At 33.3% G+C, this 13,353-nt stretch carries 10 protein-coding genes and 1 tRNA gene; 4 read left to right on the forward strand and 7 right to left on the reverse strand.

From position 1 onward, the window contains the following. Positions 1-112 precede the first annotated feature (112 nt). Complete coding sequence (locus tag ACY2U7_RS05020) at positions 113-304, forward strand: hypothetical protein (RefSeq protein ID WP_461812521.1); 192 nt, start codon at positions 113-115, stop codon at positions 302-304. Between the two features lie 37 nt (positions 305-341). Here ACY2U7_RS05020 and ACY2U7_RS05025 read toward each other — a convergent pair. Further along, positions 342-415, reverse strand: a tRNA-Met gene (locus ACY2U7_RS05025). A 162-nt stretch (positions 416-577) separates the two neighbouring features. Continuing rightward, the gene (gene gdhA, locus ACY2U7_RS05030) at positions 578-1,912 is read right to left on the reverse strand and encodes an NADP-specific glutamate dehydrogenase (protein ID WP_461815981.1); all 1,335 of its coding nucleotides are present in this window, start codon (positions 1,910-1,912) and stop codon (positions 578-580) included. 219 nt (positions 1,913-2,131) lie between these two features. Here gdhA and ACY2U7_RS05035 point away from each other — a divergent pair, with 219 nt between their 5' ends. Together ACY2U7_RS05035 and ACY2U7_RS05040 are read left to right on the forward strand one after the other, a co-directional pair. Continuing rightward, positions 2,132-3,493, forward strand: coding sequence for a TrkH family potassium uptake protein (locus ACY2U7_RS05035; protein ID WP_461815982.1), 1,362 nt, complete (start codon positions 2,132-2,134; stop codon positions 3,491-3,493). Between the two features lie 15 nt (positions 3,494-3,508). Beyond that, a complete protein-coding gene (locus ACY2U7_RS05040; RefSeq protein WP_461812524.1) occupies positions 3,509-4,153 on the forward strand; it encodes a potassium channel family protein in 645 nt (214 codons plus the stop codon). Here the strand turns inward: ACY2U7_RS05040 and ACY2U7_RS05045 are convergent. The 3 genes from ACY2U7_RS05045 to ACY2U7_RS05055 all read right to left on the reverse strand — a co-directional run bounded on the left by ACY2U7_RS05045 (position 4,143) and on the right by ACY2U7_RS05055 (position 9,536). After that, on the reverse strand, positions 4,143-4,850 hold the full coding sequence (locus ACY2U7_RS05045; protein ID WP_461812525.1) for a response regulator: 708 nt from the start codon (positions 4,848-4,850) through the stop codon (positions 4,143-4,145). The two genes, ACY2U7_RS05040 and ACY2U7_RS05045, sit on opposite strands and share 11 nt — an antisense overlap. 137 nt (positions 4,851-4,987) lie before the next feature. Then, positions 4,988-8,746, reverse strand: coding sequence for a phosphoribosylformylglycinamidine synthase (locus tag ACY2U7_RS05050; RefSeq protein ID WP_461815983.1), 3,759 nt, complete (start codon positions 8,744-8,746; stop codon positions 4,988-4,990). An 88-nt stretch (positions 8,747-8,834) separates the two neighbouring features. Then, positions 8,835-9,536: a TIGR01906 family membrane protein gene (locus ACY2U7_RS05055; protein WP_461815984.1), complete on the reverse strand. Its 702-nt coding sequence runs from the start codon at positions 9,534-9,536 to the stop codon at positions 8,835-8,837. 147 nt (positions 9,537-9,683) lie between these two features. Here ACY2U7_RS05055 and ACY2U7_RS05060 point away from each other — a divergent pair, with 147 nt between their 5' ends. After that, positions 9,684-10,556 (forward strand): LysR family transcriptional regulator, encoded by an 873-nt coding sequence (locus ACY2U7_RS05060; protein ID WP_461815985.1) that lies wholly within the window; start codon positions 9,684-9,686, stop codon positions 10,554-10,556. Between the two features lie 41 nt (positions 10,557-10,597). Here the strand turns inward: ACY2U7_RS05060 and ACY2U7_RS05065 are convergent, their stop codons facing one another. Together ACY2U7_RS05065 and ACY2U7_RS05070 are read right to left on the reverse strand one after the other, a co-directional pair. After that, positions 10,598-12,937: an ATP-dependent DNA helicase gene (locus ACY2U7_RS05065; protein WP_461815986.1), complete on the reverse strand. Its 2,340-nt coding sequence runs from the start codon at positions 12,935-12,937 to the stop codon at positions 10,598-10,600. Positions 12,938-12,997: 60 nt separating this feature from the next. After that, positions 12,998-13,228, reverse strand: a complete 231-nt coding sequence (locus tag ACY2U7_RS05070; protein WP_461815987.1) for an HPr family phosphocarrier protein — start codon at positions 13,226-13,228, stop codon at positions 12,998-13,000. Positions 13,229-13,353 lie beyond the last annotated feature (125 nt).

Below are 13,353 nucleotides of genomic sequence, written 5' to 3' on the forward strand. Positions count from 1 at the left end.
TTGAATTATTTTTCATGTATTGCAGTGTATTTTTTGTTATTTTTTACTAATTTGCATACTTTTTTATATTTTGCAAACGATAAAAGAAATAACAAAAGAAAGGATTATGTGTATGAAAAAAAATATAAAAAATGAAAAAATTATTGATTCCTACGATTATTTAGGAAATTCTGCGTCAACCAATGATTGTACTGGATTAATTCCCTCCGCACCTATTTCCAAGAGTCAACTAGAATCTTATGAAGATGTCTACCAATTTACTCCACCAAAGGTTCCTATTAAAAAATCTCCGAAAAAGAAATAACAAAAAAAGAGATTGCACAACTGTACAATCTCTTTGATAGCGGGAACTGGATTCGAACCAGCGACACTACGGGTATGAACCGTATGCTCTAGCCAACTGAGCTATCCCGCCATATTTTATTGTTTGCAACTCAAACCTGCTTCGCTATTATACTATTATATTTATAGAATTGTCAACACTTTTTTTTACTTTTTTTATTTTTAATGAGATTTGCCAAAACAAACTCGACTATTCGAATTGTTTTGGCAAATCCTTTATCTTACAGAAACTATATTATACCACGCCTTGTGCTATCATTGCTTCAGCTACTTTTTCAAAACCTGCAATATTTGCTCCCGCAACATAATCGCCCTTCATATTATATTTTTCAGCAGCTTCTATCATGTTATGACAAATATTTACCATAATATCTTTCAATTTTCCATCCACTTCTTCAAAACTCCAGCTCAATCTTTCACTATTTTGTGACATTTCCAATGCGGATGTAGCTACTCCTCCTGCATTTGCTGCTTTACCTGGAGCAAATAATACACCATTTTTCTGGAAATATTCTGTCGCTTCCAATGTGGTAGGCATATTTGCACCTTCCGCAACTGCAATAACTCCATTCGCAACTAACGCTTTCGCATCTTCCAAATTCAATTCATTCTGTGTTGCACATGGAAGAGCAATATCAACTTTAACAGACCACACACCTGTTCCTTCATGATACTCTGCATTCGGTCTATATTTTATATATTCTGTTAATCTTTCACGTTTTACTTCTTTGATTTCTTTTAACGCTTCTACATCTATTCCTTCAGAATCGTAAACCCATCCTGTAGAGTCACTTACTGTTACAACTTTCGCTCCTAACTGTTGTGCCTTTTCTGTAGCATAAATTGCCACATTACCAGCACCTGAAACAGCAACCGTTTTTCCCGAAAGTTCAATTCCATTCAATTTTAACATTTCTTCTGTTAAATATAAAAGTCCATACCCTGTTGCTTCTTTTCTCGCTAGCGAACCACCATAACTTAATCCTTTTCCTGTAAGAACTCCTTCATATACTCCACGGATACGCTTATACTGACCAAATAAAAATCCAATTTCTCTTGCTCCTGTTCCAATATCCCCTGCTGGAACATCTGTATCGGCACCAATATATTTACATAACTCTGTCATAAAACTTTGACAAAATCTCATAATCTCTCTATCTGATTTTCCTTTAGGATCAAAGTCACTTCCACCTTTTCCACCACCGATTGGAAGTCCTGTCAATGAATTTTTAAACACTTGCTCAAATCCTAAGAATTTGATAATCCCTAAATTTACAGAAGGGTGTAAACGTAATCCTCCTTTGTAAGGACCAATTGCACTGTTAAACTGAACGCGGTATCCTGTATTAACATGAACTTGACCATTATCATCTACCCAAGGTATGCGAAATTTAAACTGTCTTTCCGGTTCTACCATTCTCTCTAATAAAGCATCTCTTCTATATTGTTCCTCATTTGCCTCTACAACAACACGCAAAGATTCCAATACTTCTTTTACTGCCTGATGAAACTCCGGTTCTGCCGGATTTTTCTTTACTACTAATTCGATTACCTCATCTACATATGACATAACTTCTACCTCCTAATTCAAAATCAGCCGTGCAGACTGTATTCTGTACGGCTTTTGGGTTTTTAGCACTTTATTAGTATAATGTATTATCTTGTGAAATTCAAGAATTATTTTTTTAATGAAATCTTTATACCATACTGTTTTTCTTTATACTCTTTTAATTATTAAACTCTTATTATTTATATGATTTGACTATTTTTAGTAAAGAGGTAATTTATTATGTCAACTATACATAAAGTTCAAAATTATTTTCTTCATCTTTCTCCGATGAAGATTCTTTTATTTGGGTATTGTACGATTATCTTAATTGGTTCCTGCCTTTTAAGCCTCCCTATTGCTGTACGTCAGCCACAAGATGCAAATTTCTTTACAGGATTTTTTACCGCAACTTCGGCAACTTGCGTAACAGGGTTAATTAAAGTTGATACGTATACACATTGGTCTTTTTTTGGACAAGTTGTTATTCTTGGTCTAATACAAGTAGGTGGAATTGGCTTTATGACGCTTTGCATTTCCATTATGACCATTACTAAAAGAAAAATTGGCCTTGTATCTCGTTCATTGATGCAAAATTCTGTATCCGCACCACAAATTGGTGGAATTGTTAAAATGACACGTTTTATTATAATAGGTACATTCCTTATTGAAGGGATTGGTGCAATTTTACTTTCTTTCCATTTTTGTTCATTGTTTGGACTAAAAAAAGGGATTTGGTATTCTATATTTCACAGCATTTCAGCTTTTTGTAATGCTGGATTTGATTTAATGGGAACTGTACAACCATTCTCTTCTTTAACCGGAGAGGTTGGAAATTGGTATGTAAATATTATTATAATGTTACTTATTATCATCGGAGGACTCGGTTTCTTTGTATGGCATGATATTCTTACAACAAAATGGCATTTTCATAAAATGCATTTACATACAAAACTTGTATTGTCTGTAAGTATTTTCTTAATTATAGGAGGTGGTTTACTCCTATTTGTTTGCGAGCAAGGTACTCCAATGTTTGAAAAACTCTCTTTATCAGAACAATTGGCTGCTTCAAGTTTTCAATCTGTTAGTTCAAGAACTGCAGGATTTAATACCATTGATCTTGCTAGCCTCACACAAACAGGACGATTTATTATGATTCTCCTCATGCTTGTGGGTGGTTCACCTGGATCAACTGCTGGTGGAATTAAAACAACTACTTTTGCTGTACTTTTCCTTTCTGTTCTTACTACGTTTCGTAATCGCAAATCTACGGAGATTTTCGGAAGACGTTTGGAGGATTGTATTACAAGAAAAGCTACTTGTGTGTTTATTTTATACATTACCCTTTCTCTATCGATAGGAATGTTCATTTCCCGTATAGAAGGAATAAATTTGCTAGATTCTCTTTTTGAAAGCGTATCTGCTATTGCAACAGTAGGTTTAACAACAGGAATAACTCCTGGATTGAGTACTCTTTCTCACAGCCTACTTGCCTTTTTAATGATATTCGGAAGAGTTGGCTCATTAACAATGCTTTTAGCATTTTCATTTACAAAAAAACAAGCACCTTCAACATCGCCGTTGGAGAAAATTCAAATTGGATAATGGAGTGAATATATTATGAAATCTATTTTAGTTATTGGACTTGGGCGTTTTGGTCGCCATATGACAAAAAAATTTATTGAGGAAGGAAACTCTGTCCTTGCTATCGAAAAGAATGAAGAACGTGCAGATAACGCTATTGATATTTTAAATGATATTCAAATTGCAGATGCTACAAACGAATCTTTTATTAAATCTTTAGGCATAAATAACTTTGATTTATGTGTTGTTGCCATCGGTGATAATTTTCAAAGTGCTTTGGAAATCACAGTTCTTTTGAAAGATTTTGGAGCAAAATACATTCTAGCACGTGCTTGTCGTGATGTGCATCGTAAACTATTACTTAGAAACGGAGCTGACCATGTTGTTTACGCCGAACGAGAAATGGCTGAACGTCTTGCAATAAAATATGGTTCCAAAAATATTTTCGACTACATTGAACTCACACCAGATACAGCCATATGTGAAATAGCTGTCCCAGCAAACTGGATTGGTAAAAGCATCGTTGAAAAAGCAATCCGAAATCGTTATAACATCAGCATCCTTGCAACAAAAAAAGAGGGTGAAATATTCCCTCTTCCTCATCCTGAACATATTTTCACTAAAGGTGAAACTTTAATTATTATGGGGCACAAAAAAGTAATTCATTCATTTACTTACTAATTGGTACACGTATCATTCTATAACCTACTCCAACATGAGTCTGTATGTACTGTGGATTTTGCGGGTTTTCTTCAATCTTCTTTCGGAGGGTTGCCATGAAAACTCGTAAGGATGCCACATCACTTTCCCATGAATTTCCCCAAATTTCTCTCGTCAAATAAGTATGCGTCATGACTTTCCCAACATTTTTTGATAGTAAAACAAGTAATTTATATTCTATAGGTGTTAAATGTAATTCTCGTTCTTTTACATAAGCACATCCTGATACATAATTAATTCGCAATTCACCATTAATAAATTCTGTTTGTTCAAGATTTGAATAAACTTTACAGTTTTCTCTTCGTAATACTACGCGTATTCTCGCCAACAATTCATCAACCGAAAAAGGTTTTGTCAAATAATCATCTGCACCTGAATCCAAAGCCAATATTTTATCTTTATCTTCACTTCTTGAACTAATTACAATAATTGGTACATTCGACCAAGAACGCACTTTCTGTATTACTTCTATTCCATCTATATCTGGAAGTCCCAAGTCAAGTAGTAATACATCTGGTTTTTGTGATGCCACTTCTAAAAGTCCTTGCATTCCATTAGATACAGCATGAAAACGATATTCCTGTGCTTCCAGTATTGTCGTAATTAAACTGCGAATCGCTTTATCATCATCCACAACTAATATCAATGGTTTATTCATCATCTTTTTCTCCTCTTATCTGCCATTTCATATATCGCCATTATAACACAACATATTTTTTCATCAACCTTTATTATGACAAATTTTTTCACACAAAAAACGGGGAGTCTACACTCCTCCGTTTTCCATGTATGCTTCTATTTAAAATATTTTACACCAGATTCAAATATTTTCATATCTTGTTCGCCAAAAATATTGATTGCAACTCCATCTCCTCTTCTTTCAGAATGAGCCATTTTTCCAAGCACACGACCATCTGGACTTGTAATACCTTCAATAGCTTTATATGAACCATTTGGGTTCCATTCTTCATCCATAGTAATATTACCATCTAAATCACAATATTGTGTTGCTACTTGACCATTGGCAAATAGTTCTTTTAACACATCCTCTGATGCTACAAAACGTCCTTCTCCATGCGAAGCCGGGTTCGTATAAACCCCTCCTAGTTCCGCTCCTTGTAGCCATGGTGATTTATTTGTTACCACTTTTGTATAAACCATTTTAGAAATATGACGTCCGATTGTGTTATATGTCAATGTTGGCGCATTTTCTGTTTGACCACAAATTTTTCCATAAGGTACTAATCCTAATTTAATCAACGTTTGGAATCCATTACAAATTCCAAGTACAAGACCATCTCTTTCATTAATTAATTTTTCTACCGCCTCTTTTAACTTAGCATTCTGGAATGCAGTTGCAAAGAATTTAGCAGAACCATCTGGTTCATCCCCTGCACTAAATCCGCCTGGGAACATAATCATTTGAGATTGTCCAATAATTTTTTCAAATTCAGCAACTGAATCACGAATATCTGCTGCATCTAAATTACGGAAAATTTTTGTAACAACATTAGCTCCTGCACGTTCAAATGCTTTCGCACTGTCATATTCACAGTTTGTTCCTGGGAATACCGGAATAAATACTGTAGGTTTTGCAACTTTATTTTTACATACATAAATATTTGAAGTATCGTATAATTTGTTTTCAATTTGAGTTTTTTCTTTATTTTCTCCTGATACAGAAGGGAATACTTTTTCAAGTGGTGCTTTCCATGTTGCCACAGCTTCATCCAATTCTATGTTCATATCTCCATATGTAATTGCACCATTATCATTCACTTCTCCAATAACTGTATGAGAAATTGTAAGATTATCAACTTCATTTGCTGGAACTTCTGCAATCATATCTCCAAAATAACAAGCAAATAAATCCTCTTTTTCTACAGTTGGATAAATTTCTACACCCATTCCATTACCAAAAGCCATTTTACTTACAGCAGCGGCGATTCCATGACGGTCTAATGCATAAGCAGATACAATTTTTCCATCTTGTACATCATCTCTAAATTTACCATACTGTTCCATAACACTTTCATATACTGGTAAATCATATTTATCTGTATCAATATGAAGCCATACCAACTTATTCCCTGCCGTTTTTAATTCTGGTGTAATAATATCTTTTTGTTCCGCAACATCTACTGCAAATGATACTAATGTAGGAGGAACATCAATATCTTGGAATGTACCTGACATACTATCTTTACCACCTATTGATGCAAGTCCTAACCCTAATTGAACGCTATACGCTCCTAACAATGCCGCAAACGGTTGACTCCATCTACTTGGATCTTCTGTCATACGACGGAAATATTCTTGGAACGTCAAGTGAATTTTCTTATAATCTCCACCATTAGCAACAATTTTCGCTACAGATTCAAGGACTGCATACACTGCACCATGATATGGACTCCAACTAGACAAGTATGGATCAAATCCATAGCTCATCATTGTTACTGTATCACATTTTCCTTTTAACACTGGCAATTTAGCAACCATTGATTGTGTTTCTGTCATCTGATATTTTCCACCATGTGGCATAAAGACAGAACCCGCACCAATCGAACCATCAAACATTTCTACAAGACCTTTTTGCGAACATACATTTAAGTCTTGTAATGTATTTAACCACTTTTCTTTAACATCATCTACTTTTGAGCGAACAAGAACACTATCTTCTCTATTTGGCACATCTACTTTAACTGTTGTTTCTTGATGCGCTCCATTTGTATCAAGAAATGCTCTTGAAATATTTACAATTTCTTTTCCTCTCCAACTTAATACAAGTCTAGGGCTTTCTGTTACAACAGCAACTTCAATAGCTTCAAGATTTTCTTCTTTTGCATATCCTAAAAATTTCTCTACATCTTTTGGATCTACAACAACAGCCATACGTTCCTGAGATTCAGAAATAGCAATCTCTGTTCCGTCAAGTCCTGCATATTTTTTAGGAACTTTATCCAAATCCACTTTTAATCCAGCTGCAAGTTCTCCAATTGCTACAGAAACTCCACCTGCACCAAAGTCATTACATTTTTTAATCAATTTACTTACTTCTTCTCTTCTGAATAAACGTTGAATTTTACGTTCTGTTGGTGGATTCCCTTTTTGCACTTCTGCTCCACATGTTTCAATAGATTCTTCTGTATGTACTTTAGATGAACCTGTTGCTCCTCCACAGCCATCACGTCCTGTACGTCCACCTAATAAGATAATGATATCACCAGGATCTGAAGTTTCTCTAATTACCGCTCTTCTTGGAGCAGCACCTAAAACCGCACCAATTTCCATACGTTTCGCTACATAATCAGGATGATAAATTTCTTTTACTGCTCCTGTTGCAAGTCCAATCTGATTTCCATACGAACTATATCCATGCGCAGCTCCTGTTACTAACTTTTTCTGTGGAAGTTTTCCTTTCATTGTCTCCTTAACAGAAACTGTAGGATCTGCGGCTCCTGTCACACGCATCGCCTGATAAACATAAGTACGTCCTGAAAGTGGATCTCTAATTGCACCACCCAAACACGTAGCAGCACCACCAAATGGTTCAATTTCAGTTGGATGATTATGTGTCTCGTTTTTAAAATTCACAAGCCATTCTTCTTCCACTCCATCTACAGTAACAGGAACAACAATACTACAAGCATTAATTTCTTCTGATTCTTCTTGATCTGTTAATTTACCATCTCTTTTTAATTTGCGCATTGCCATAAGAGCTAAATCCATAAGACATACGAATTTATCTTCTCGTCCTTTAAAAATCTCACTATGGTCTGATAAATATTGTTTATATGAATTGACAATCGGTTCTTTGTAATCACCTTCTCCAAATGTTACTTCTTTTAATTCTGTTGAAAACGTTGTATGACGACAATGGTCAGACCAATATGTATCTAATACACGGATTTCTGTCATAGAAGGATCTCTATCTTCTTCTCCTTTAAAGTATCCTTGAATATGCAAAAAGTCTTTGAACGTCATAGCAAGTCCTAAGGAATTATATAATTCTTTCAATTCTGCTTCTTCCATATTTTTAAAACCAATAAAAATCTTTACATCTTCTGGTTCTTCAAATGTAGTCAACAGTGTTTCTGGCTTTTCTGCATCCGCTTCTCGCGAATCCACTGGATTAATACAATGTGTTTTCACTGCCTCAAATTCTTCGTCCGAAATATTTCCTTCTATCACATAAGTAGTAGCAGTTTTAATTACTGGTTGTTCATCTTCTTTAATAAATTGTACACACTGAACTGCTGAATCTGCACGCTGATCAAACTGTCCTGGTAGGTATTCTACTGAAAACACTCGACTCCCCTCAGCTACATCAAATGTTTCCTGATACAATACATCTACAGGAGGTTCTGCAAACACTCCATTACATGCTCTTTCAAATGTTTCTTCAGAAAGATTTTCTATATCATAACGATTTAGTACTCTTACATTTGTAATTGTTTTAATTCCTAAATAGTTTTCCACTTCCTGGCGTAACTCTTTTGCATGTACTGCAAATTCTGGTTTTTTTTCTACATATACGCGTTTTACACTACTCATAATTTCCTCCATCTTAATAGGTACATTTGCTTCTAGTTGCATTTTAACACATTTTATTTCATTAAAGAAATTAATATATCTTAATTTATTAATAAGTTTCACTTATTTTATTTCTTTGACTTCGATAAACAAAAAAACTCGCCATAAAACTTACTACTAATGCTATCGTTACGAAAATTCCTATTCTCACAGAAAAATCTACAAAAAATCCTTCTGGTAACATACGAATCATTAAGTCTGTATCTGGATCTAAAAGCCACAAATCATTATCAAAAAAAACTTCATGGAACTTCACAAAATATTTACTAAAATCCTTTGAAAATATATACCCAATTCCGACTCCGACCAGAATCATTATACTAGTAATTCCCATATACCATTTAGCTAACAGGATTTTCCACTTTGCTTTTGAATACATTAAAATTATTACTCCTACTATCACAATAATAGACGCAATATTTCTCGACTTTATTCCTCCCCAAAATATATTCCGCACATCTTCCATATGTTGTTTTTCTCTGTCATTAAAAAATTCTCGTTTTTTGCCATCCACTGTTGTGTTTACAATCAAATCTGTTCGTTTCCCATGTAAATAATCCATCATTTCATGTGTAACAAACATCACATCTTTCATTTTCATCTCTAAATCATCCAACACTTGATACTTCTTATATTCTTTTTCATAAAAGCGAAAATCTGTGTAAATTGCCATCTCTACCGAAACAATAAGTAGAAAAACAATCATCGAAAATGCAGTTAAACATGCAATTATTTTATGTGTTATTCTCATTTTCTCCCTTTCGTCATAAAAAATCAAAAACTTTATTTTCTTGTAAATTTATTATATCATCCTCTTATCATATAGTCATTCTTTTTTGTCTTGTAATTCTCTCCATTATATCTTATAATACTTTTAGTTTTATAAGGAGGACTAATAATGGATATCAATTATGAGTTATATAAAGTTTTTTACTATGTGGCAACCACTTTAAGCTTCTCAGAGGCATCAAAGCAGCTTTTTATTTCACAATCCGCTGTCAGCCAATCCATTAAAGCTTTAGAAAAAAAATTAGAACAAACGCTATTTATCCGAAGCACGAAAAGAGTACAACTCACACCCGAAGGAGAAATTTTACTTCGACATGTCGAACCAGCAATGAACTTGATTAAACGAGGAGAAGCTCAAATAATGGACTCTGTATCTACCGGAGGGCAAATTCGTATTGGGGCAAGTGACACTATATGCCGTTACTTTTTAGTTCCTTACCTTGAAAGATTTCATAAGGATTTTCCTAGTATACATATCAAAGTCACAAATCAAACTTCTTTAAAATGTGTGGATTTGCTTGAGTCTGGTCAGGTTGATTTAATTGTTACCAATTATCCTAATACAAATTTGGGAAATTTAACTACAGTTAAAAAAATCAAAGAATTTAAAGATGTATTTATTGCAAATAATGACTTTAAAGAATTAAAAGGACGCAAACTTTCTTTTAAAGAATTATTAAATCATCCTATTCTTATGCTTGATCGAAAAAGTACAACCAGTGAATTTCTTCATAGTCTTTTTCAACAACAACAGCTCGATCTTGTTCCAGAAATCGAATTAAGCAGTAACGATCTTTTAATCGATCTTGCACGAATCGGACTTGGAATTGCATTTATCCCTGATTTTTGTGTTCCAAAATCGAAAAATCTATTTGTTGTGGATACAGAATACGAATTACCAAAACGTCAATTAGTTGTTGCACATAATGAACATGTACCAACTTCTAAAGCCACTTTGGAATTTTTAAAATATTTTGAATAATGATAAAATGGGATGCCTTATAGAGCGTATCCCGTTTTATTTTATTTCCAAAATTCCTCTATATATTTACTTACGCTATCCAAATCACTTGTTTTTACATCTGTCCATTCCTTCGGAAAAATCTCTTGACATTTTCTTTGTAAAAAACGCTCATCTAATAATAAAATAATTCCTCTGTCTTTCTCTGTCCGAATAACCCTTCCTGCAGATTGTAAAACTTTGTTCATTCCCGGATAAACATATGCGTATTCAAAACCTTTCCCATTTTTTTCCTCAAAATATTTTCTTAAAATTTCACGCTCATGACAAATTTGTGGAATTCCTGTACCCACCACAAATACTCCAACCAATCTTTCTTCTGTTAAATCAATTCCTTCGGAAAACACTCCTCCCATAACACATAAGCCAAGTAAATTTCCATTTCGCTTTTTTGAAAATTCTCCCAAAAACTCTTCTCTTTTTTCTTCTGACATCATTTTTTCTTGTAATAAATATTTAGTTTTATCTAATCTATTTTCTTCTAATACTTTATATACATTCTCCATAAACTGATATGATGGAAAAAATGCAATGTAATTTCCTTTTTTTACTTCTAACATTTTCATAATATATAAAGCAATTTTTTTGTACATTTGCTCATTTCTAAAAATGTATTTACTACTTACATCACTCCCTATTATAATTTCTCTGTTTTTTTGTTCAAACGGAGAACTAACATAAATAGCATAATCCTCTTTTTCTACACTAAGCAACTGCTTATAATAATGGATTGGAAGAAATGTTGCAGAAAAGAAAATGGTACTGCTTCCTTTTTCTAAACATTTTTGCAAATTTGCTGCTGGATTCACGCAAAACAGTTTAAGTTTAAATTTTCCATCCGCATCTAACTCTGCATAAATCGTATAGTTTTCATCCAAAATATCATATACATTTAAAAATGTGCGAACATGAAAAAAGAACTCTAACAGTTTCTCTTTCACCTCGCTTTTTTCACATTCCTCCATAAATCTTTCTAATTCCATAAAAAGATTTATCATACTAATAGAAAATTGTCCTAGCGATTTATATATTTTACATTTCTCACACGTTCTTTTAAATTCCAAAAGTTCACGATTACAAATATCCAGTTTTCTTTCCAATTTTTTATCTAAATTTTTTACAATTTGCTTTGCTTCCAAAAATTCCTCTTTAAATATAGTAGCACTATACATTTCTCGCCCACGTTCAACAAGATTATGTGCTTCATCAATAAGAAATATATATTTTCCTTTTACTTCATCTGAAAAAAAACGACGCAGATGTGCATTTGGATCAAAAACATAATTATAATCACAAATAACCACATCAACCCACAATGCTACATCTAGAGACATTTCAAATGGACAAACTTTATGTTTTTGAGCATACAATTCTATATTTTCTCTACTCATATCATTTGTCGTTGTAATCATATCATAAACAGCATCATTCACCCTATCATAATGTTCTTTTGCATACATACATTTTTCTGGATTACATTCTTTCTCTTCACAAAAACAAATCTTTTCTTTTGCTGTTAACGTAATAACTTTACATTTCAATCCACGTTTTTTTAATAATTGAAATCCTTGTTCGGCAACCGTTCTCGTAGTTGTTTTTGCTGTCAAATAAAAAATTTTTTCACCTAATTCTTCTCCTACAGCTTTTACCGAAGGAAATACTGTTGCCATTGTCTTTCCTACTCCTGTTGGAGCTTGAATAAACAACTTCTTTTTCCGTAGTATGGTTTTATATACCGATATAGCAAGTTCTTTCTGTCCTTTCCGATATGTATATGGAAAATCCACTTCTTTTATGGATGTATTTCTTTTCTTTTTCCAATCCGTTTGAAAATCAGCCCATTTCTTGTACTCGTCGATCAAATGATTGAACCATATTTCTAATTCTTTCAATTGATAAGTCTCTTTGAACCTTTTTATCTCTTCTGTTTCCAAATTACAATAGGTCATCTGTACAGAGATTTTTTCTAAAGTTTTCTGTTTTCCATATATGTACGCATAACATTTCGCCTGTGCAAGATGTACTATTTTGGGCTTTTCTATCTGTTCCAACGCACAAAAAACTCCTTTGATTTCATCTATTGTAATTTCTTCTTCCTTTATAATTCCATCCGCTCGTCCTTCTAACTGTAAATCATATTTTTCCATATGCAGTAGTATTTTTAATGGCACTTCCGCATGATAAGAGGAACTCATTTTCTTTTGGATTTTACGGTGTATTTTACTTCCTAGTTGCATAGCTTCTTTTTCTACAACTTTTGATATACGATTATCTATATCACCTTTTCGCAAAATAAATTCCACAAGATTTCTTACAGAAATTTTTATTAATTCTCTCTCCATAATCTCCCCCATAACCAAAAGAGGAGGGAACCTTAGTTCTCTCCTCCTTCTTTTTCGATTTTATGCCACACAATATTTTTGTATCATTTTCTCAAATTCCACATTTTTCTTCGCACATTTTACCGTCAATACTTTTGTTAAGTCTAAACTCAATACACCAAGAATAGATTTTGCATCAATAATAAACCTGTTGTAAGATATATCAATATCAAAATCGCATTTTTCTGCTGAAGTCACAAAATCTTTCACTTCTGATGTTTCAGACAGTCTAATTTTATATTCTCGTTTCATTTATAGACCCTCTTTCTATTTTATATCAAACTTTGTTTATTTGAGCCATCTGATATTATCTCACATTTAAATCAAATCGTCAAGAGTTTATTCAATCGAATGTACTTTATGAACGAATTTCAATT

Source organism: Faecalimonas sp. (assembly GCA_029264305.1).
GTDB lineage: Bacteria > Bacillota > Clostridia > Lachnospirales > Lachnospiraceae > Faecalimonas.

Excerpts from the sequence above, each read along its gene's own strand:
- ACY2U7_RS05020 (WP_461812521.1), top strand. The coding sequence starts at position 113 with ATGAAAAAAAATATAAAAAATGAAAAAATTATTGATTCCTACGATTAT.
- gdhA (WP_461815981.1), bottom strand. The coding sequence starts at position 1,912 with ATGTCATATGTAGATGAGGTAATCGAATTAGTAGTAAAGAAAAATCCG.
- ACY2U7_RS05035 (WP_461815982.1), top strand. The coding sequence starts at position 2,132 with ATGTCAACTATACATAAAGTTCAAAATTATTTTCTTCATCTTTCTCCG.
- ACY2U7_RS05040 (WP_461812524.1), top strand. The coding sequence starts at position 3,509 with ATGAAATCTATTTTAGTTATTGGACTTGGGCGTTTTGGTCGCCATATG.
- ACY2U7_RS05045 (WP_461812525.1), bottom strand. The coding sequence starts at position 4,850 with ATGAATAAACCATTGATATTAGTTGTGGATGATGATAAAGCGATTCGC.
- ACY2U7_RS05050 (WP_461815983.1), bottom strand. The coding sequence starts at position 8,746 with ATGAGTAGTGTAAAACGCGTATATGTAGAAAAAAAACCAGAATTTGCA.
- ACY2U7_RS05055 (WP_461815984.1), bottom strand. The coding sequence starts at position 9,536 with ATGAGAATAACACATAAAATAATTGCATGTTTAACTGCATTTTCGATG.
- ACY2U7_RS05060 (WP_461815985.1), top strand. The coding sequence starts at position 9,684 with ATGGATATCAATTATGAGTTATATAAAGTTTTTTACTATGTGGCAACC.
- ACY2U7_RS05065 (WP_461815986.1), bottom strand. The coding sequence starts at position 12,937 with ATGGAGAGAGAATTAATAAAAATTTCTGTAAGAAATCTTGTGGAATTT.
- ACY2U7_RS05070 (WP_461815987.1), bottom strand. The coding sequence starts at position 13,228 with ATGAAACGAGAATATAAAATTAGACTGTCTGAAACATCAGAAGTGAAA.